Genomic DNA, 19,811 nt, shown 5'->3' with positions numbered 1-19,811 from the left:
CATGGAAACAATGAATTCCTCCATCACACCGCCGGAAAGCATGGCCCAGGCTTCGTCCAGGGCAATGTATTTGATATCGTCCGGGAATTTGCGGAACAGGTCCAGCGAGAGCTCGGTGATGAGCATGGCTACCACTGGGTATAGGTCAGGGTCCGCCTTCACCTTTGCCAGGTCAAAGCAAATGAGCCGGTGCTCAGATAGCTCTACGTCCTGCCGGGCATTCAGAACTTTCTCGTAACGGCCACCTTCAGTGAATTGCGCCAACACTAAAAAGAATTGGTGAATATCGAAGTAACTCATGTCCTTTTTGTACTGGCTGCGCATTTCCTCCTTACCGTCCGCGGTGGCAGGAGTAGCCTGCATATCCCTGTCAAATCTTCGCACGAAGCGCACAAAGCTGGCCATTCCGGGTATTTCCTCGTCGGTTTGGCCAGCATTTCCCTCCTCATTCAAGTACGTGTAGTATTGAATCAGAAAGCGGCTCAGGATCGCCCTTTCAGACTTGTTCAGCGGCGCACTGTCCGCCCCGCCTTTCCACAGAACCGCCAGTAGGGCCAAATGGAAATTGATTTTCTCGTCATTATAGACCCATTTCCTCCCGTCGGGGGAGCGGGGTACCAGGAAAGGGTTGAATTCTATCGGGTTCTCCGGGTCATACTCGAAGTACGTGTTCTCGAAGTCTACCCCGTTAAGCGACTGGACCACGTTACGGTACGTACCGCCGATATCAATCAGGATTTGCCTCGCCTTGCGCTCATGGCGCTGCACGACAATGTAGCCGAACGTATAACTTTTACCGGAACCAGAGGGGCCAATGACAATGGCATTCTGATTGTCCAGGTCGGTGTTGAATAAGTTAACCTGCAGCAGGTTACGGTTGCGATCGCAGAAATATTCCCCTACGTGGCCATTTTTATAGGTTGCCGTCCACTGCATATAGCATACCCCGCGGTCGGAAGTAGTGGTCAGCCATCTATCTGGCACCTGCCAGGTATTTCCCGGTACCAAGCCGAAGTACAGAGGCAGGGACAGGTGCGATTCCACCACGCTCTCCGTTCCGAAAATAGAACGGAAGGCAGCCATCGTTTTCTCGATGTTCTCTTTCCGAATGCTATCATTTGTTTCCCACAGCAGCACAGACAGGTGCAAGCCGACAATCTGCTTGTTCCCTGCCCTTACCTCGGCGGTAAATTCCTCTATTTCGACAGCCCGCAGCTGGTTGTCCTGCGTGGCCAGCCTCGAAAGCGAATTGTTCAGTTTCCGATCTGTGTCCAGGCTGGAAAGTGCGGCTCTGGTGTCCTGCACGACAAAGGCCTGCGTTAGGATATGCGGGAACTGCAGTGCGTTGGTAAGCGGGTAGAGCATCGGGGCGGTTACCCCATAGCTGTTACGGACGGCAGGGTGTTGCTCACTTCCCTGCCCTACCATGGAGATGACGTTCACTTTGTTCTCTCCCACAGCCAGCGTCCCTGCCTCGTTCAGGATTTCACGCTCCTGCCGCCGGGGCACAATGTCAAAATTGAGGTTAAAATATTGATGGTAGAGGTCGCTGATTTCCTCCGAGCCCATGCGCATAATCTCCACCTCTCCCGTTCCCGATATGGCGGTGGAGAACTCTTGGGCAACAGCCTCGGCGATTTCTAAAGTGTGGAGCAGGTTCTCAAAGGGATTTTTCATCAGGGTTTCCCCCATGCGGGCAACCAAGACGTTGAGGGCATTGGTTTTAATCGGTTTCACCTCTGCCGGGGCAAAACTCAGGAACAGGTAGGATTTTTGGAAAAGAACCAGCCGTTCAAAGAAATGCTTATTCATTCTCCCTTCGAAATAGGTCTGTTCTTTCCTGTCTTCCCGATAAGGGCGGTCATAGTAAATATCCGTTTTCTGGACAATCGTGTTGATTGGCAATGGCCGTAATGCCCCCAACAAAGCATTGTTGAAAGAGATAAAATCCTGTTGGGTCCAGGCCTCCATCTCCGCCGGCTCAACTACGAACCCGACCGCTACCCGCCCATCTTTGAGGATAACTTTATTATCCTCAAAGGAATGGACTGGCATTACTTTATTGAATGGAACCGATTTTTGCTTTTTCATCTTTTCTCTTCACTGGGGGGACAAGGCCTACGGCGATGCGCCGGGGCTGCACAAAATGGAAAGAAAGCCAGCCTATCAGGAAGCCGGGAGGATGGGTTTTCGTTAAAAACCGCATTACCAGAATCAACCCTACTTCCAACAGGAAAACCGCCAAATAAACCAGGCGCGGGATAGGAACCATCATGTTCAGAAAACCCAGCAACAGCACCGAGCCGATGAACAGACCGACCACCAAGCCCAAGTCCATGATGTTCATCCCAAGGACCTGGGCCGGCTTTTCAATACTTTTGTAAGAGCGCATATAGAGGTGGTTAACGTACCCCTCCTTCTCCGCCTACGGTTCCTACCAAGTCGTCTTTGAAGAATTGGAAGCCAAACCAAAGGATTACCCCGCCGACCAGCCATCCTAAGGAGGAAAGGGCATCCGGTGCCCCGTTGACGAATTTCATCACGACCCGGATCAATCCAATCACCAGAATAATGGAGAAAACAACCTGGACAATGGTGATGATGGTCTCCTGAACCCCCTCTAAAGCAGCTGCTGTACCGCCTTGGGCCATTGCCCCGTTCGTCAGGGTTAAACCCATAGCAGTAGCCATCATCCTTTTCTCCCAGGGAGAGGCCTCATATTGGCGGCCAGAAAGCACAAGCGAATGAATCGAACTAGAGATTTGCGCCACCAGGCCAGCACTCCTTTTGTAGGTCTCAGTAAACATTTTTTGTATTTAGCTTTAGTTAATTTGATATATAAAAGGGTTGCTTAATCCCTGAGGAAGCCGTTTTTATAACCCTTGAAATACCCAAGCGGGTTGAAGGGATGTTTTTTGAGCAGATAGTTGGATGTGTGAGTTCTAAGGCCATTGCTAAAAGACTTTAGTTGTCAATTTATTCACTGTCAGCAGTTGAGCCGGCTGCTGCATTTTTAACCGGTGATTCCGGTGAAAACAATGCGCTGAAACCGGATTGGGCAGCCGAAGCGTTATTTTTCAATTCCGCTCTCCTCCGCCTTTTCAAGGCGATTTCGGCTTCCCTGTTCTTTTTATCGTTGTCAGTTGGTGCCGGTGCCGTAAGGGGGTTGTCGTAAAGAGATTGGGCAGGGCTATCGCTTTGCCCAATCTCCGGAAATACATCATTGGTAAAGGTCTTTCTCCCATCAGGCATTGAGCTTTCCTTCTTACCGACAGCCGCAACAGAGTCAGTATGTTCCGTGGCAGTGCTTGGACTGATTCCGGAATCGGTATATGGGGTATCACGGCTATCATCGCAACTAACAGGCGTTTCCGCCATGCTTATATCATCTAGGTATTCTTCCTCACTTAATAATTCATCCAGTAACGTGCCCGAAGATCCGGGGTCAGTTTCCTGATATTCGCCCACCGTTGTTACAAAATCCCGGACTTCATATCGATACGTTCTGAGTGGCCTATAATTACCGGTTCTTGATTTCCTTATCGTTTTCCGTGTCTCTTTACCATTTCCATAAAACCGCCACAAGAGCAAGGCCACCAACAATAACATTGGAATTAGCACTAAACCAATAATGAAGGTCTCCTGCGACATATTTCTCCCTTGAACGGTAAAATAATTAGATAGTTATACAAAAAGTATTCAAAAGTTAGTAACAAGTTATTTTATAATAATATAAAAGGCAGAAACCCTAGAAAACGTTATCCGTTAATTGGCACATAGTTATTCAATAGTTGTAGTGGTGTGATTTTGAGGGAATTATTTAGTTTGTAAAAAAATATAATATATATTGTAGGTATCTATAATAAGGATGCAATTGCTAACCCCCATAGCAGAGAAGCGCTCTTAGGTTAACAATTGAAATAGTTCTTAATGGTGCCTATAACCGAAGCCGTTCAACCTTTAGGGTTTCCGGACCCTAGTCTGTTTGTATTATATGCAGATGTGCTACGCTATATTCAATACCGGTTAAAACTCTTAGGGCATGGCCAGGTAAAGGCTTTCTGTAAGCAATATTTATTTCCCTATACCACTGTCGTGAATCTTAAGAACAGTACCCTGAAGAGAAAGGAACACCTTCTCTTGCAAAGGATTTTGGCAGCACTTTCATTTGAAACTACTGCTTCCCGAAACCCTTTATCCAACGGTGAAGAAGACCGTTATCTATTCCTCTTCCCGGGTAAGGAGGAGCTAGGTAAGTTTAAAGAGCAGCTCGCCTATATTGATAGCTTGACAAAGTCCCCACCCCACTAAAGCCTGGGAAGGGTATTCATATTGGAAAGTATAGCGGGTTTACCCGCTATTTGTATTTTATGGATAATCTAAAGCTCATACAAGCATGGAACGACAAGTTTTGGAGAATGACCCGCAGGAACTAGAGCGGTTTAAGGAACGGATAGACTTAGGGGAATATGCCCAGAGGCAAGGTTATCAGATCAAGGCGCAGGGAAAGCGCAACGATTGGCAGCACCTGGAAAATGGCGAGGAGCATATTATCGTTAGCAGGAAAGACGATAAGCAGGTGTATTTCAACCCAGGTGATGACCGCGATAAAGGTACCATCATCGATTTCGTGAAAACCAAGCAGCATAAAAACCTGGGGGAAGTACGGCAACACCTGCGCGAATACCTGAATGAATACCCAGAGCCACAAAAAGCCTATGCTACAGCTCTTGTTCCAGCTCGGCTGGAGGGAAAGCCAAAGGAGCAGGGGGAAACAGCCACTGAAGCGGAAATAGAGGAAGAAAAAAGAACCAGACTGATTTCAGAGGTATTAGGCGTGAAAAGAGAGTTAACTGATCGGACTTACCTCTATAGCCGCTCCCTCACAGACGAAACCCTGGACAGCCCAGCCTTTCAAGGACGGGTATTCACGACCGAGAAAAACGAACACGGGTTCCGGAATACAGCCTTTCCCCTTTACAATGAGCATGGGCTGGCCAGCGTGGAACAGAAGAACACCGGCTATAAAAATTTACTGGAACTGCCCAAGGACGGCATTTGGGTTTCCCACCCCACCCAAGGCAAAGGGACTCCTGTTGAAAGGCTGGTTTTGAATGAAAGCGCCATCGATTCCATGAGTTATCACCAACTGAAGAATGACGATAAGAACACCATGTACATTGCCACTGCCGGAACTGTAACAGAAAGGCAGACGGCATTAATCCAACGGGTCATCGATAAGCAAAATCCCCAGGAGGTAATACTGGCCGATGATAAGGATGCAGGAGGAAGAAGGTTCAATATCAATTATCTGAATGATTTACAGCCTGCCCGGCCATTTAAGGAATTGGCTAACCAGGAGGCTTACGCTGAGGCCAGCCGCCCGGTGCAATGGCACGCTACCGCCGGGAGGTACCATGCCAATTTGCGGGTGGAGTACCATCATGAAAACAGCCAGGAAGGGGCAGAACGTGTCAAATATTTAACTGGTCAGGTGGAACGTATCAATTCGGTACAGGATGAGCCGAGTATTGAAATGATGGTACAACGCTCTACCGAAAAGGACACGGTAATAAAACTTAGCGTAGCCAAGGCCGATACCGCCCAATTGGAAGTAATCAGCCAGGAACTCTACAGGCAGCGGGAGCAGTTGCGCCCTGAGCAGGAACGGCACCCGGTAAATTTCATCCGGGTGGAATATCCAATCGCGAAAGATTACAGCCGTGATTTGGAGTTAGCCAGCCAGGGATTAAGCACTTCACAAATCCAGGCACAGGCCATGCAAGATGAGCGGGAGCGTGAAGCGCAGCGACTACAGAAAGAACAGCTTCGAGCGGAAGCTCAACGCCTGGAACAAGCCCAGCACCTCCTGCAATTGCAGCAACCTAACGACACCCTGGAGAGACGGCAGCAGCATAAAGAAGGCCAACAGGGTAAAGCAACTCTGGGAATAACAAGTGTGGTTCCGGCCAAAACGGATGCTGGTCAGCGGCTACCGGCTACGGAGCAACTGGATGGAGCTGGTTCTGAAAAGGAGTTGATTATTAAAGTGGAGGAAAGAGATAAGGGGACGGGTTCGAAAGGCCAGGCAGAAGCTGTGAAAGATACGGTGGAACGGAGTGGGGCAAAGGTGGGCGATATTCAGAGTACGTCCACTAGTGGTCTGAGGCACTCAGAAATGAAAGTTGCCTACCGGACGGATGACCCAGAAATAGGCAGGATATCCAATACTTTAGACGCAATAGGTAACCAAAAAGGGAATGATGTGGTTGAGAATAATTCAGACCGTGCTGAAAGACGGGAGATAGCGGGGAAAGTTGAGAACCATAGGCTCTCTCAGCAAGAAATAACAAGGTAGTAAACCTGGTTAGATATTGAGGGTGTAAAATAGACCGTGTCACAGGTAAAACTGATACTTTTACCTAAAATCCTTCTCTTCCAACAGGAATTTAATGTAATTGTCTAATAGCCCCTGTATTTGCTGCGCCGCCACTGGATTTGCCGAATGAACGTAAAATTTGAGTTTGGATAAGTCTAATCCTGATTCATATACAAGCCATTTTACTGCGGCGTAACCGTCTGGCGCAATATTTCCTTCAGTATCTACTCCTAAATCATTATCGAAGCTTATAAATTCTGGAAGCCCTTCCTGAACAATCACTGTTTTAAAAGCTTCGAAACTCCTTACTATCTTGAAGTCTTTATTGGTCAGGTTTTTATATACCATATCCACATTTCTTATATCGTCAAGAAACAGTTTATATCCCATAAAAATAATGAACCTGTTTAGTGTTCCTAAGTCCATGAAATTGTCCAGGCCAGTCGGCAGCAAAAAAACAATAGATGCTTAGTTGGTTCAACTGGCTGTAATACCAGATATTAACAATATTACTTTCAATTTTCCATCCAATGAATCATCTATTCCGTGGCCAAATATTACTTCGGCTTCATTGCTGATATTATCCTGAATGTGGTCCGTGATAAAGGTTAACTCATTCATTTCCAACTCTACCTCGGGGCCTGATTGGATACTTATTAAAACTTTTTTAGCAGATTTGATATCATCTCCAATCATTAAGGGATTAGTAAACAAATCCTCCACAACCTGTGATGCTCTATTTGCTCCCTTAGCAGTAGCAACCCCGGCTACACCTATCGCGCCGTCTAAAATCATTTTAATATCCTCAAAATCAACATTAACTTCCTGATTGTTTTTATTTAAAATGATATTATTCAGATTTTCAACTATCTGAAAAATCGTCTCATATAAATCGCTTCTTTTATCTGAAGGATTATTAGTGTCTGAAATAAGTAGAACACTATCTGCATAACCGCAAATTTTTTGTTGTTCCATTATATCCTTAGAGGTCTTTGTAGTCCCCTGAGAACCTTCCATGCAAACTAAGGCAATAACAAATACACCTTTACTTCTTAAATTACCTAGATATGCATAGAGGCCAACCAGGCTTTCTGTATCGGTTGAAGATAAAACTAAATAGGCTACTGCTGGCTGTCCGGTAGTCTCCAGTTGCTCAACCTCTTTTTTTAGATTAGATGAAGACGGGTTAGACGCTTTCTGAAATTCAATAATACCAGTACTTCCGGCATAATAGGGCTTTATAGCAATCGCTTCTGTATCAGAGATATAACAAAGAAATGCCTCCAAATTCTTTCCTAGGGCAATTACTGGAGAAGGCTGAATAGAGCCTAGGATACTTTCAGTAGATTTATTGGAATTATTTTCCATGTTTTTGAGTAAGTAATCCTTGTCAATTCTTACTAAAAAATTGGCATGGATTAATAGGTTTTTTATTTGATAATTAAATCATCAGAATAATTCTCTATAGCTTGAGTGTAACTCTTTAAAAGCTCTTCTTTCAGAGAAATAGGGGATATGACTTTTAGCTCTGGTCCGAAAGACAGAAGCTCCATCACAAAATCGTGGGTTATAAAAAGCTTTAATTTTATTTGCAGCTCATCTTTATTATCAACTACTATTTGCTGGGTTCCATGTAGTGGCAGGGATTTTATATATTTACCCTGGGAAGCAGTAAATGCCAAAACAATTTCTTCCGGTTCGTGTCCGTTAGGGCCGACAATGCCGAAGCAGTAACAGTAACTTTGTTCCGGAGAATAATGCGGGGGAAGCTTAAATACTTCTGCCTGTATCTGAAGATTTGTTATCCTGTCCAAGGCAAAGCTTTTGATTTTCCTGTCTTTTTCATCATTGGCCATTATGTACCAGCGGTTCCGGAATTCTTTAAGTGCATATGGCTCAACGGTTCGGTAGGATATGTTATCCTCCCAGTATTTACAGTAGTTAAAGCTTATTTTCCGGCGGTTCTCAACGGCATGTAATAGCCCGAATAAATGTTCAGTGCCTTGCGGTCGGCGTTTCTCAAAATGGATATACGGTTTGGCATTTTGAGAGGCATTTACTGAATTAAACAGTTCAAAAGCTTCCAGCATCCGCTGGAAGTTTTCATTATTATTCTCTGTTTCCCTTATAAAGTAGCCGTTCTCCTTTTTAGAGTATTCAATTTCTATTCCAAAAATATTGCGCATTTCCCGGATGTCACGCTGTAAGGTTCTTTTGGAGAACCCTATTTCCAGGGTATCATCCTGTAGCTGTAAGTATTGCAGCTGGTCCTGCAAATATTCCTGTAACTCATCAAAGCTGCTGTATGGCCTGGCTTTCAGTTTCCGGATTATCAGGTTAAACCGAGATATGTACCCTTTTTTGGACATCTTAAGCTTCAGAAAAATTTATTGAATGGGTAAGATGTTCATTAATGCTTTCTAATAATACCTCTGAACCTTCTAAAAATGAAGTTTCAGCAATTAAAATTCCATCTTTGCTTTCCTCATTCAATTGATAAATTTTAACCTTATTCTGCCCAAATGATAATATTATTTTTTTATTTCTTAATTCAATTTTGTCTCCGGCATAGAAGTTTTCACATTTAATGATGTGAGGATTGACTAATTTATATTGTCCTTCTTTTAATAATTCTGTAATTACTTCATTTCTGTTATTCTCAATAAGGATGGCATTTACATTAGCATTAAATTTCTCCTGCTGATATAGGTTAATTCCACGCCAATCCTTTTTAATTCGACCATAATAGGTATACTCTTTAAATAACCTTGGATTGTTTACTAAATGCTCTTTCCAAGACTCAAGGCCGGCTACATTAAGATTTGCATTTAAAATATCAGAATAACTTTCATCATCCGCATCCAATAATAAATCAATTGCTTTTACTATAAACGGGATATAATGAGCGTTCTTTAAATGGCCTTTCCAATATTGCTGCTTTCCACCAAGCCAAAGTTCGTCATTTTGAAGCCCTAGACCCATAGCCAATAATAAACGGCCTAATAGATTTGAACTTCTTCCGAATTTTTCATTAACCCCGTCCTTGTTAAACAGTCGAAACGCCACATTCTTTCTGCTGATAAATTTAGTAAATTCGGATTCTCTATTTTCCGGCAGTAAAAAACCAATATTACCTCTAAACATCGGGTGGTTTTCTGCTTCAATTATGTAGGCCTCCCACTCGGTATTTTGACTGTTGTGGATTAAGAGTGCTTTTAATTTTTCTTCTTTAATTTGGTTTCCGTCAAATCCTGTTATTACAGTATTAACATCAGATAAATATTCATATAGGTTATTGAAAACATTCTTATTAGCCAATATTGAGGTTATAGAGTTAATTGCTCTACTAAAGGTTTCAGCTGAGTCAATAGTTGTGTTTTCAATTAAATTACGGATAAATCGCATCCATCTTTGGAGAGTAAGTGGGTTAGATTCAATAGAAATTTCATTCTTAATCAGAACTTGTGATAAGGCATAAAACCTTAGCCTATCTGGGTAAGTAATATCTCCCTGAATAAACGATTCGAAAATGGATTCTTCAGGAGTATAGAATTTTATACCTGATAATGAGGTATTTATGTCCTGGTTTTTATTGCCTTTTATAAACTCCAGCGTTTGAAAGATATCATTTACACTTGCTTCGGAGAAAGCTTGAATATCCAGGTATATGGAAATTGGGATGTAAACTTCCTGACCATTTTCTTTTTTAGCTGAAAGTGCCTGTACATTTTTTTTGTAGATTTCATCCTTATCAATATTCCCCTTGAACCCCGCGGCATATTGATTTAAAACCATTCCATTGAAAAAGCGCATGAATTCTTCATCAATCAAATGGTTATCACCATCTTTATAATTCCAAAATAAATCAGTCCAGTCTTTATCAAATTTTGTTTTCCAGTCTTCAACTTTAATTATGTAATTTTTTTCATCTATAAATTGCTCAACCCATGCTTTAAAATTTTCAAAGTCCGTTAATGCCTTTCCCCTGGCATTCATTTTAACATAAAGCTCATCGGTAAGCTGTAAGTTTTCATGATTCATATCAAGGAACTGAAAAGTGATTATCCTTTCCTCCGTAAGCGCCTGCCAATGTTTTGCTTTCACAACATGCTGTAACTTACTATGAATAGCATCAAGCATAACCAGCATCGCTTTAATGGTGGGGTCTTTACTCCAGGAAAGAAAGAACCAAGAACAGTCCTTTAATTGAGAGGACAAGGTTTCATTACCTATATTTAAGTTGCTATTTATTAAGGCATGGCAGAACTCCCGGGAACTGATACGGGTTTCATAACTAAAATTCAACAGTATCTGTTTGTTTGCCTGAAGATTGTCGGTTAAAGAAGCCACATACCAGTGCAAAAGGAAAAGGGTTGTTAGCCGTTGCTGGCCATCCAGTGGGATAAATTTGTTATCGGCAGCAGAACCATAAACGAAATCTAGGTCTAAGGATTTTTTCTCTAAAATAGAGTTTTCATCATCGATAGCAGCCAGAATCTTATCTAGGAAGTTATCCCGTATTTGTTTGGTTTTAACATTCTCCCTCCCCTGGGCATAATCCCGCTGAATGATTGGGATTTCAACCTTGAATTCACCCAGTAACTGCCAAAAAGTGTATTTTTTATCTATAGATTCCATTATTCGGATTTTATTGATTCATTGATTGGGTTGAAAGCAGTAAGTGTTCTTTTGATTTCTTTCAAATAACTTTTCCTGTCTCCATCCCCCCAGAAGTATAAATCCGAAGGGTTTTTAGTATAATATTTCAAAAATACATTTTTAGTGCAAATTGGGATAAACTTGCCTTTTTTGTCCCGGTCGATTATCAGATTCCGTTTGATAGGGAAAAGGTGATTGTTTAAACTGCTGTTTGTCCCGCTGTCTAAAAGAGCTAAATTTGAAATGTTGTCTATATCTTCTTGAGATTCGTTTTTATTGAAATGAACAAATATTTTGTATTGCAGCTCCTTAAACTGTTCTTGAGTAAGAGCTGAATCCTTTACTGCGGTTAAGGTTTGAAGACCTAAATCCGTACCATTGAGAAGTTCGGTATATTGTTCTAGCCAGGCGTGCCATTGCTCTTTTGTATTCAGCCCTTTAGATTGCTGGGCATGAATATGTTCAAGGCTCCATTTTTCAATTTTAAACCTGTCAAAAGGGAAACGATTGCTGATTTCAGTTTTTATTAGGGTTTGAATGTTAAATACTAATAAAATACTTTCAATCTTTTTGTTGGGATATTTTAAATTATCTATATCGAAACCCCTTAAGTATTTGCCTATACGGTCTTTCTGGGCCTTTTTAAATTTGTTTTTAGGATATTGATTGAATTCAGATTTTAACTCGTGCAGATTGGTAATTCCAGCTGTAATCAGAAATCCAATGTAATGGTATAGCTCATTATCTTCATACCACTCTTGCAAGGTTAAAAAGTAATTTTTAACTTCATTCCAAAGCTCCTCAACGGATTTGGATTTCAATTCCTTATAATAATAGTCAAATGAGAAAAAAGCATTCTTGTCGGAGTGTCTTCCGGCTATTTGGTCAAATATAAATTCAATCCTGGTTGGTTTTTCATTTATATTTTTGTTGATGAAGTACCAGAAATCATTTTTTTGCAATTCGTATTCAATTCTATCCCATTCCTGAGCTAACTCCATCTGATGGGAATGTTTCGCCGAATTATTGTTATTACTTTCTCTTTCTTTTACTAAAAAAAGTGCTTTGATAAGCTCAGCATTAGTTAATGGTATTTTACCACTGTTAATTCTGGAAAACAAGTCCTCTGATTTAGAAACCGTATCTTTTAATTCATACCAGATTACTTTTACTTTTTCCTTAAGTTTTAACTTAAACTCGGTTTTATCTACAAAGCTGTTATCTCCGAACCATTGTCTTATTGCATTATACCCTTGAAAGAAATGGTAATTATCAATATTATTTAGTTCATTATTTTGCTTTATAAAGGATTCCCAGCTGATATCGGGAATTTTATTTAATCCAATATAATTTTTCAGAAATTCTGAGCTTGTATTTCTGGTCTGATAATCAATATTAAATTTTGTGTCTTCCAAAAAAGAAAGTATTAGGTAAATGGTGGTAAATCGTTGCTGACCATCTATTAATTCCCATATATCTTGGCTCTTACGGACTACTACTGGTTGTAAACAATAAAAACTATTGCTGTTATCTTGAAAATCTTGAATATCATTCAGTAAATCTTTTACCTCTTTACAGGTCCATTTGTAACCCCTTTGGTAAGATTTAACTAAAAAATTAAATTCATTTTTTGTCAGAAAGTCTCCTATTGGTTTTAAACTGATACTGTTTTCCTCCATTACTTTTTTATTAATTTTCTTTCAGATATTTTAGGTACAAATCAGCACATGCCATTGCATCACTCAGGGCATCATGATGATTTAATTTAATTTTATACTCTTTACATAATTCAGCCAGCCCCTTGCCATACATTTTGTAAGTGCATTGCTGGTGATAAACGGGCTGGGGAGTTTGGTAATATTCAAGTGCTTGTTTCAGGCAGCTGAAATCGAAGGCTCCATTATGGGCTACCACTGTTTGATTTTCAATATAAGGTTTCAGGTCAATCCAAACTTCAGCAAATGAAGGTGCATTGAAAGTATGACCTGCTGTTAAACCATGGATTTCTGAGTTGCGATAATGATAATAGTTCTCGGGAGGGCAAACCAGTTTATTTATTTTCCTTTTTAAAACTCCGTTTTCATATCGAACAAGACCAACCTGACAGATGCTCCAGCGCTTACCATGAGCAGTTTCAAAATCAATTGCTGTAAATGTGCCCTTCATAATAACCAGTAGTCATTTACTGAGCAGGTTCGTGTTTGCCTTTATTACTACCATTTGGATGCCGGGAACATGAGCTTCCGGTTAAACTAGCAATACTGGAAGCCTTATTGCCGCAGTATTTACAGGTATATTGAGATTTCTCAGAACCTTCATACAAGGTATGCTTTCCTTTATTAGAACCTAATGGATGTCTGGAACAAGAGCTTCCTGTTAAACTAGAGACACTCGATGCTTTAGAACCGCAGTACTTACAGTAAAAACTTGCCATAATTTAAATTTTGCTTTAAGATAGTGTTTTATTTAGGAGGATAATTTTAACCATTGGGAAATTCGTCTAAGTAAGATATATTCTGCTTAATCATATTTAGAAGAAGTAGATAAATTGCTTTATCTTTCTTGTTTTTTCAAAGGTTATCTAACAACCAGATTTCAAATTCTATAGGTTAGAAAAGTCTTTTGTCTAACATCATACTACATGTTTATCTTTACATGATATCTTTAAACTATTAGTACAAATTAAATCCATGTCCACGCCAATGTGTGACGTTCTACTTTTGATTTTTCCCCCACCGCCCATTTTTTTATTTAATTCGTTCCGTTACAAGATTCTAAAAACTATAGCTTGGGCGTTACCTGGTGGCCGGGCTACTCCCCTACGGCGGCCACCTATAAAACTGGCTAAAAACCAGTTTTATGCGGACAAGTGGCCGGTATCCCTAACGCGGGTTCTTCCGGAAAACCGGGGAGCACCAAATAAGTCAGGGCTGCTGGCTCCGTTGCCCTTCACCTGCAGCCCTGACTTACACCGTACTCCCCTACCCTATACCCAGGAGCCTTTAAAATGGAGTATGGCCGGTTCGCGGAAAAGGCGAACCCACCATACAGATGGTACACCGCCTTAGGCCGGAAGGGGGCTATTGAGGAAGCCGGGTACGCCGTATGCAGCGGGATGCGGAACCATTCTGTTTTACTCCATGGACCCGCATCTCGCTGCATACCACGCCCCCTCCCCCACTTCGAGAAAGGAAGAAAAAGCAAATTGAGCGTTCGCAGAAAAAGCGAACCCACCATTTGCAAAGAATTGGGCGGTAGGGGGGAAAAGTTTGAAAAATTTTGCGATTGCAAAAGTGCCCTGTCTAATTAGGCAAAAAAATAGGTGAGGATTTCTTGGCCTCACCTATTTCTACGAAAATGTTCTTAGTTATATAGCCATTGCCGCAATGTTATTAAACGCCTTCTGGTCAGCTTTGAAGCGTTCGTTAATGGTCAAGGCAGATTTTCCGTTAAAAAGGGCAAAGTTCGCAGCATTATAAACCAACCACAGATTGGCTTCAGTTTCCAATTCCTTTTCCTCAAACCTTAACCGTTCCACGGCCAGGGTGGCCAGCTTCTTTGGTAAACCGGCTTCGGTAATAACTTTTTGAACGTCGGCATCGGTAGGCATTGCCACCCCTACCAGTTTATTGTATACCGTGCCGGTAACTGAATCTTTCTGCACAATGAATTTCCGGAGAATTTTAGTTAAATGTTCCTTGAATACTTCTAGGTTCAGCCCTTTGTGGTGGAATGTTTCCGCCAGGATTCTTTCCTCTTTTTTAATCCTCTCAATGTTTACGTGCTCTACTTTTTCCTTTAAAGCATCCAGGTATTTCTTAGGTTGACCATTGGCCAGCCAGTTAAAATATTCTTCATAGGACATAAATTCATCTGCCCAGCCCATCAGGCCGTTGGAACAGATTTGGCGATAATAGGAAACCTTTACTTTTTCTTCGTTTGTTGATTCAATGGATGAACCTTGGATATTGAAGGGGCTTTTGCCAGTATATGAATTGTTTATAATCAGGTTTTTATATATCCGCTCGTTGCCCACCTTCAAGCTGTCGGGAAGGATAACATTAATGCTGAAATCCCCACGGGTTGAATATCGGGCATCAATCGTGTAATCTTTTGCCACGCTGTCCACCACTGAGCGCAGAAGCTGATTAGGAATCAACGTGTATTCATCGCTTTGCAGGGCAAAGATATGCTGTGTACCGTCCGGCATAGTACCGACGATAGCCCGTTGCCTGTCCGACGGCAGCAGATTGTAGTTGTCAGGCAAAAGGCTTTGCAATTTTTCTTCTTTTACCGGAAAACAGATGTTGTCCCATGAAGTAGCTTTATCGAGGTTTGTGCTTTGAGTTGACATGGTTCCCTAGGTTTAAAGGTTAATGATGATTTGCAATTGTTATGTATATTATATTATACGTTAATGTATATTAATAGATACATAAATTCATAAAAAATCACACCTCCTCGAGTCTTTTTTTATCCTCAATAACTCCTGTGTTTTATTTAATCAGAAACGTTTCCTTATAATTTGAGGCTTTTAGTTTGCAATTGCAAAAAGTAGCTGAAATTGACCGCCCGAAGGGCGGGATGGTCAAAATTTATAATTCCTGTAACTTTGTTAATTCTGCTCCCTGGCCATTGCTAATTTACCAATGCGCATATTTTTTGACTGATGAAACCTAGCTTTTAGACCAAACCAGCAATTTTTAGGAATAATCCCCCGGGATTGGATGTGGCTTTAATTTTGTCAGTTTTCAATTTATAGTTGAACTGGAAAAGCTTGTTCAGTAAATTCTCGTCCTGCAAGATTCTATTAACCAGTTTCTCTTCGATAATATTTAAATCGTCCAAGATAGTCCGGGCATTCTGCTTCCTTACATCTTCGGTTGGTAAATCGAATGCTAACGGTAATTGCTGAATCGTCTGTTTGTTCACGTAGAACCGGATGTGCGTGAAAACCCGGCCTCTTTTCGTCAACACATAGCTTATTCTCAGGTCGGTGAATTTATTGATTTGCTCCACAGCAATATCCAGAACGTTCTTTTTGAATAAGGAGATGGATGAATATTGCTCCTTTTCCTTGTTTTTGGGGTCTTTTAGGTGCAAGATCACTTTTAAATCATCTATGGAGTATATCTTGGTTTCTCCGATGTCCTTCCATTGACTTGCAATCTGATAGATGCGTTTAGCCCACTTGCTGGGCAGCATAAAGGCCGCCTGGAGCTGAAAGCTGGTAAAGTTGTTCTTTAAGTCTATGAGGTACGGCCTTATGTTCTCAGAGATTTCAAGTTCAATCAACCCCTCCCCTTTTCTATGCAAGGCAGAAGCCAATAACCCCACCTGTAAAACGGTTTTATTATCCTCAAAGACATATTCCCGGCTCCTGAGTGCAGATGTCGCCTCCAGAAATTGGCCGTGGTGCCATTGTCTTCCAGTGACTTCCTGCAATTCCCTCACAGAAATTTGGTATTTTGTACCAGGTTTGTCATCGGCCCGCAGTTTGGAAAGAAGGAAAAACGAAATATCCATCTCTATAGCTGACATCTCATAACGTGCCGTTGTAATGGCGTTATGTTGCCTAATTTCCAATTTAAGCGGTTCTTTTGCCTCTGTTACCCCTTTTGCCATTGTCCACCAACTAGTAATTGCACAACTTTCGGCCAAATATAGAAAATTTATAAGATAAAGCAAGTTTCTAAAACTCTACTAGCTTTTGACTGATGAAACCTTGCTTTTCCGCTTATCAAACCTTGCTTCTCACCTATCAAACCTAGCTTTTGACTGATGAAACCTTGCTTTAAACGGATAAAACCTAGCTTTAAGCACGCTTAATAGGCAGGAAACCAATCTCTTATGGCTCCTGCAAATACTTAAACAAATAACATAAATACTACAAACTTGTAGTTAAAAAAATTAGGCTTTTAGAGGTTTGGTTTGGAGCGGATGTAAAAAAATGGGAAAAGAAAGCAACAAAAAATCCAATAAAGTAGGAGGTCTGGGCGCGAAAATTGCATTTTAATAATAAACAATGTAAATAATATTATCAAAAGCTAGGTTTCATCAGTAGAGGCCCCTTCTTTATACTGGATGCTAAAATTATTAGTATTAGAAAGGGGAAAGCCCAGTTTTACTGATAGAACCTAGCTTTTGGCTGATGAAACCTAGCTTTAACTTAATTAAGTTATAGAATAAATGCATTAATTGGATAAAATGCTGGTTCGGTAACTACTTATAATTGCAAATTATTTATCTGTTCGAGATTTGTTGATCTTACCTGTTTTAAGAAGGTGTTTTTCATACAATCTGAATGCCTCTTCAGCATAATCTGTCAAATTGGACGGGCCACCACTTCCATTCAACTGCACCAGGTTGAATTTTGCGTCCAACCAAAGAGAACTCAGCAACCTGACATTCTTGGTTTCCTCTGGCTGATTTTCAGCACTTGGGGCTGTTTTCCTTGCAGCGGCGCGAGCTTTCTTTCCTTCTGGAGCGGGAGAGGCAGACTTCCCCGCATCCACCGGCTCAGTAGCTGAATTATTTTCAGCCCGCTCTTCCCCCCTACTCACACCCTTAAAGTCAATGTCAACTAACGGGGTAATTTCCGGTGTCGGTGTTTCCGGTTCAGAAACTGGAGCCGTTTCCGTCTTAATACTTTTTACCATCGCTTCCCCGGCCATGTTTGAACGGGCTGCTTCGCGTGAAGCTTGGGGAACTACGATGCGTGCTTTCCCGAATTTTGGCGCACCTTGCTTTTTAATCTCTTTTTTCTCGCTTTGGCTATTGCCGTTATTTTCTTGTTCAGCCATTTCTCCTATTCCGTTACAGATTTTACGGGTAATTCCATCCGTTCAATTAATTCATTGCAGACCGCATGTATTTCTTCAGAGACATTTTTATCTCCACCTACATAGCGCAGATAAGCGGGTGTTGTCAGGCTATACAGAGTGGATGCGCGCTTGTAAGCTGCCCGGTAGCTAAGGGAGGATTTAAAACGTGCTAGTCCCAAGGCATCCACATAATCATCCATTTCCTGTTCCTCCTTATTGTTAGAGCGCTTCGTGGAAATACCGAAATACTCAAAGGGTATTTCCGCCTTATCCGCCTCTGTTTTAATCGTTTGCAGAATATGCATAAATTCAGCCGTGCTTGCCCTATCCAGATAATCAGCAACTAATGGAACTATGACCGCATCACAGGCAGTAAGCGCATTAAAAACATCATCGCCATCGGCCCGGCCCGGTACATCAATGAATACTAAATCGTAATCATTTTCCGGGTTATCCACAAAATCAAAAATTCCATTTAAGTCAATAGAAAAAATATCGAAGGGATAGGTAGCATCCGGGTTCGACTCTTTTAGCAATTGCAAACTTTCCTCATCTATCTGGACACGGGTTTTCACGATGCTTTGCTGATAGTCACAGTCCAGAACCGCCACTTTAAGTTTATAGTCTACTGCCAACGCTGCTGCCAAGACAAGCGTCAACGTGGATTTTCCTGACCCTCCTTTTTGGGTCGCAAAACTTATAATTTTCATAACTAACTTTTTTCTAAATAGCTCAGCTTTCCACAAAGTTATAATAATATAGGTTTATAAGGTTATCATACATCAATTTTATATCACAATAACCTTATAATATTATTGTTTTGGTTTATTATAAAATTATAATACAATTACATTATAATTTTATAAGAAAATAACTTTATAATTGTATAATGTTATAAACATATAATCCGTTATGGTTATAGCTTTATAATGTTATACGTATTATTTATTATAATATTATAAATTTATAGTATTTCGTTATTATAATATTATAATTATATAACATTATAATAATATATAGTTATAATATGATAAAACTATACTATTATAACAATTAATAGATTATCATTGGTGAACAGTTATAATGGTACAATATTATAAGTTTATAACCTTTTATTCAATTTTGTTAATCTGTATAGTTATAACATTATAACATTATAATATTATAACTATACATTAGGTAGTGGTAAGGCCTTCAATGCATCACTCTTTGGCACCCATCACTTTCTAGTTTACCTCACTAATCGACTAATTATGAATAACCTATGCCCAATGGGGTGTAGGTTATTCTTTTAGCAAGAAGAGCATTATAAATGCAATGCTAAGGCATTGATTTATAAATACTTGTTTTTAAGCAGAGCTTAAAAATGTAGAGAATGAAATATAAGTGCTTAGTAATCAGTAATATTTTGTAGATATATAGTAGAGATATTGGGATTTTCAATAGTATGAGCAAACTCGAAAAAACAAGCACTACCAGTGCACGCCTTCATGCTGCGACACACCACTTATTAGCCAAAGAAGCTAAACGTCTGGGCTTGTCTGCGATTGATTACCTAGATGCGGCCGTAAACTATTTCGGTACAAGAGGATTGAATCCAGTTGAAATTGAGGCAAGGGAAGGTGCTTTGATAATGCAGGATATTAAACGTTTAGGCGACCGGATATTTGGTTATATGCAAGAGCAAGAACGGGGATTGCTATCGATGATGTTGGAAGAGTTGATACGTTCACGGGTGACGATTGACCGTGTGTTACGCATGGAAGAGATTGTGTTGAGTATGTATAAAGACGAGGAGTTGAGAAATGGAAAAAGTAAACTTAAAGCCTTGAGAGAACAGAACGAAGGTGCTATTACTAATCAACTTAAGTTAATATTTGATTCAGCGAAAGAGATTGCGCCTGGCAAAAAGAAGAAACTGGAACAACCGAAAGTAGATACCTAAGAGG

At 40.8% G+C, this 19,811-nt stretch carries 16 protein-coding genes; 2 read left to right on the top strand and 14 right to left on the bottom strand.

Translation table 11 applies throughout. From position 1 onward, the window contains the following. The 4 genes from IMY23_RS19865 to IMY23_RS19850 all read right to left on the bottom strand — a co-directional run. Positions 1-2,091, bottom strand: a 2,091-nt coding sequence (locus IMY23_RS19865) for a VirB4 family type IV secretion system protein (protein WP_192823940.1), incomplete at its 3' end; no start/stop codon positions are given. After that, positions 2,060-2,392, bottom strand: coding sequence for a hypothetical protein (locus IMY23_RS19860; protein WP_186631618.1), 333 nt, complete (start codon positions 2,390-2,392; stop codon positions 2,060-2,062). The genes IMY23_RS19865 and IMY23_RS19860, both read right to left, overlap by 32 nt. A gap of 10 nt (positions 2,393-2,402) precedes the next feature. Further along, positions 2,403-2,807: a hypothetical protein gene (locus IMY23_RS19855; RefSeq protein ID WP_082893542.1), complete on the bottom strand. Its 405-nt coding sequence runs from the start codon at positions 2,805-2,807 to the stop codon at positions 2,403-2,405. Positions 2,808-2,976: 169 nt separating this feature from the next. After that, positions 2,977-3,651 (bottom strand): hypothetical protein, encoded by a 675-nt coding sequence (locus IMY23_RS19850; protein ID WP_192823939.1) that lies wholly within the window; start codon positions 3,649-3,651, stop codon positions 2,977-2,979. A 745-nt stretch (positions 3,652-4,396) separates the two neighbouring features. On the opposite strand from IMY23_RS19850, the gene IMY23_RS19845 reads away from it, so the two are divergent. Beyond that, positions 4,397-6,358, top strand: coding sequence for a toprim domain-containing protein (locus IMY23_RS19845; protein ID WP_192823938.1), 1,962 nt, complete (start codon positions 4,397-4,399; stop codon positions 6,356-6,358). A 60-nt stretch (positions 6,359-6,418) separates the two neighbouring features. Here the strand turns inward: IMY23_RS19845 and IMY23_RS19840 are convergent, their stop codons facing one another. The 10 genes from IMY23_RS19840 to IMY23_RS19795 form a co-directional block, all read right to left on the bottom strand. Beyond that, positions 6,419-6,769: a cyclic-phosphate processing receiver domain-containing protein gene (locus tag IMY23_RS19840; RefSeq protein WP_192823937.1), complete on the bottom strand. Its 351-nt coding sequence runs from the start codon at positions 6,767-6,769 to the stop codon at positions 6,419-6,421. Between the two features lie 87 nt (positions 6,770-6,856). After that, positions 6,857-7,747, bottom strand: a complete 891-nt coding sequence (locus tag IMY23_RS19835) for a hypothetical protein (RefSeq protein ID WP_192823936.1) — start codon at positions 7,745-7,747, stop codon at positions 6,857-6,859. 62 nt (positions 7,748-7,809) lie between these two features. Next, positions 7,810-8,565, bottom strand: a complete 756-nt coding sequence (locus IMY23_RS19830) for a YafY family protein (protein WP_225986690.1) — start codon at positions 8,563-8,565, stop codon at positions 7,810-7,812. 184 nt (positions 8,566-8,749) lie between these two features. Beyond that, on the bottom strand, positions 8,750-11,017 hold the full coding sequence (locus IMY23_RS19825; RefSeq protein ID WP_192823934.1) for a DUF262 domain-containing protein: 2,268 nt from the start codon (positions 11,015-11,017) through the stop codon (positions 8,750-8,752). Beyond that, positions 11,017-12,717, bottom strand: coding sequence for a DUF262 domain-containing protein (locus IMY23_RS19820; protein ID WP_192823933.1), 1,701 nt, complete (start codon positions 12,715-12,717; stop codon positions 11,017-11,019). Before IMY23_RS19820 ends, IMY23_RS19825 begins: the two co-directional genes overlap by 1 nt. 10 nt (positions 12,718-12,727) lie before the next feature. Next, on the bottom strand, positions 12,728-13,204 hold the full coding sequence (locus IMY23_RS19815; protein ID WP_192823932.1) for an exonuclease domain-containing protein: 477 nt from the start codon (positions 13,202-13,204) through the stop codon (positions 12,728-12,730). A gap of 1,201 nt (positions 13,205-14,405) precedes the next feature. Then, entirely contained in the window at positions 14,406-15,392 is a 987-nt protein-coding gene (locus tag IMY23_RS19810; protein ID WP_192823931.1) for a hypothetical protein, read from the bottom strand. A gap of 329 nt (positions 15,393-15,721) precedes the next feature. After that, a complete protein-coding gene (locus IMY23_RS19805; protein WP_192823930.1) occupies positions 15,722-16,663 on the bottom strand; it encodes a replication initiation protein in 942 nt (313 codons plus the stop codon). Between the two features lie 614 nt (positions 16,664-17,277). Further along, a complete protein-coding gene (locus IMY23_RS19800) occupies positions 17,278-17,841 on the bottom strand; it encodes a hypothetical protein (RefSeq protein WP_192823929.1) in 564 nt (187 codons plus the stop codon). Between the two features lie 5 nt (positions 17,842-17,846). Continuing rightward, positions 17,847-18,572, bottom strand: a complete 726-nt coding sequence (locus tag IMY23_RS19795; RefSeq protein WP_181307934.1) for a ParA family protein — start codon at positions 18,570-18,572, stop codon at positions 17,847-17,849. 737 nt (positions 18,573-19,309) lie between these two features. Here IMY23_RS19795 and IMY23_RS19790 point away from each other — a divergent pair. After that, the gene (locus IMY23_RS19790) at positions 19,310-19,807 is read left to right on the top strand and encodes a BfmA/BtgA family mobilization protein (protein ID WP_192823928.1); all 498 of its coding nucleotides are present in this window, start codon (positions 19,310-19,312) and stop codon (positions 19,805-19,807) included. The last annotated feature ends 4 nt before the right edge of the window (positions 19,808-19,811 follow it).

This window comes from Rufibacter sp. LB8, from assembly GCF_014876185.1.
Taxonomy (GTDB): domain Bacteria; phylum Bacteroidota; class Bacteroidia; order Cytophagales; family Hymenobacteraceae; genus Nibribacter.
This window is presented reverse-complemented; position numbering and strand designations above follow the sequence as displayed.

What these genes read in the sequence shown, in the direction of transcription:
- IMY23_RS19800 (WP_192823929.1), bottom strand. Translation starts at nt 17,841, where the DNA reads ATGGCTGAACAAGAAAATAACGGCAATAGCCAAAGCGAGAAAAAAGAG.
- IMY23_RS19860 (WP_186631618.1), bottom strand. Translation starts at nt 2,392, where the DNA reads ATGCGCTCTTACAAAAGTATTGAAAAGCCGGCCCAGGTCCTTGGGATG.
- IMY23_RS19805 (WP_192823930.1), bottom strand. Translation starts at nt 16,663, where the DNA reads ATGGCAAAAGGGGTAACAGAGGCAAAAGAACCGCTTAAATTGGAAATT.
- IMY23_RS19850 (WP_192823939.1), bottom strand. Translation starts at nt 3,651, where the DNA reads ATGTCGCAGGAGACCTTCATTATTGGTTTAGTGCTAATTCCAATGTTA.
- IMY23_RS19820 (WP_192823933.1), bottom strand. Translation starts at nt 12,717, where the DNA reads ATGGAGGAAAACAGTATCAGTTTAAAACCAATAGGAGACTTTCTGACA.
- IMY23_RS19825 (WP_192823934.1), bottom strand. Translation starts at nt 11,017, where the DNA reads ATGGAATCTATAGATAAAAAATACACTTTTTGGCAGTTACTGGGTGAA.
- IMY23_RS19840 (WP_192823937.1), bottom strand. Translation starts at nt 6,769, where the DNA reads ATGGGATATAAACTGTTTCTTGACGATATAAGAAATGTGGATATGGTA.
- IMY23_RS19810 (WP_192823931.1), bottom strand. Translation starts at nt 15,392, where the DNA reads ATGTCAACTCAAAGCACAAACCTCGATAAAGCTACTTCATGGGACAAC.
- IMY23_RS19845 (WP_192823938.1), top strand. Translation starts at nt 4,397, where the DNA reads ATGGAACGACAAGTTTTGGAGAATGACCCGCAGGAACTAGAGCGGTTT.
- IMY23_RS19815 (WP_192823932.1), bottom strand. Translation starts at nt 13,204, where the DNA reads ATGAAGGGCACATTTACAGCAATTGATTTTGAAACTGCTCATGGTAAG.
- IMY23_RS19855 (WP_082893542.1), bottom strand. Translation starts at nt 2,807, where the DNA reads ATGTTTACTGAGACCTACAAAAGGAGTGCTGGCCTGGTGGCGCAAATC.
- IMY23_RS19790 (WP_192823928.1), top strand. Translation starts at nt 19,310, where the DNA reads ATGAGCAAACTCGAAAAAACAAGCACTACCAGTGCACGCCTTCATGCT.
- IMY23_RS19795 (WP_181307934.1), bottom strand. Translation starts at nt 18,572, where the DNA reads ATGAAAATTATAAGTTTTGCGACCCAAAAAGGAGGGTCAGGAAAATCC.
- IMY23_RS19830 (WP_225986690.1), bottom strand. Translation starts at nt 8,565, where the DNA reads ATGCGCAATATTTTTGGAATAGAAATTGAATACTCTAAAAAGGAGAAC.
- IMY23_RS19835 (WP_192823936.1), bottom strand. Translation starts at nt 7,747, where the DNA reads ATGGAAAATAATTCCAATAAATCTACTGAAAGTATCCTAGGCTCTATT.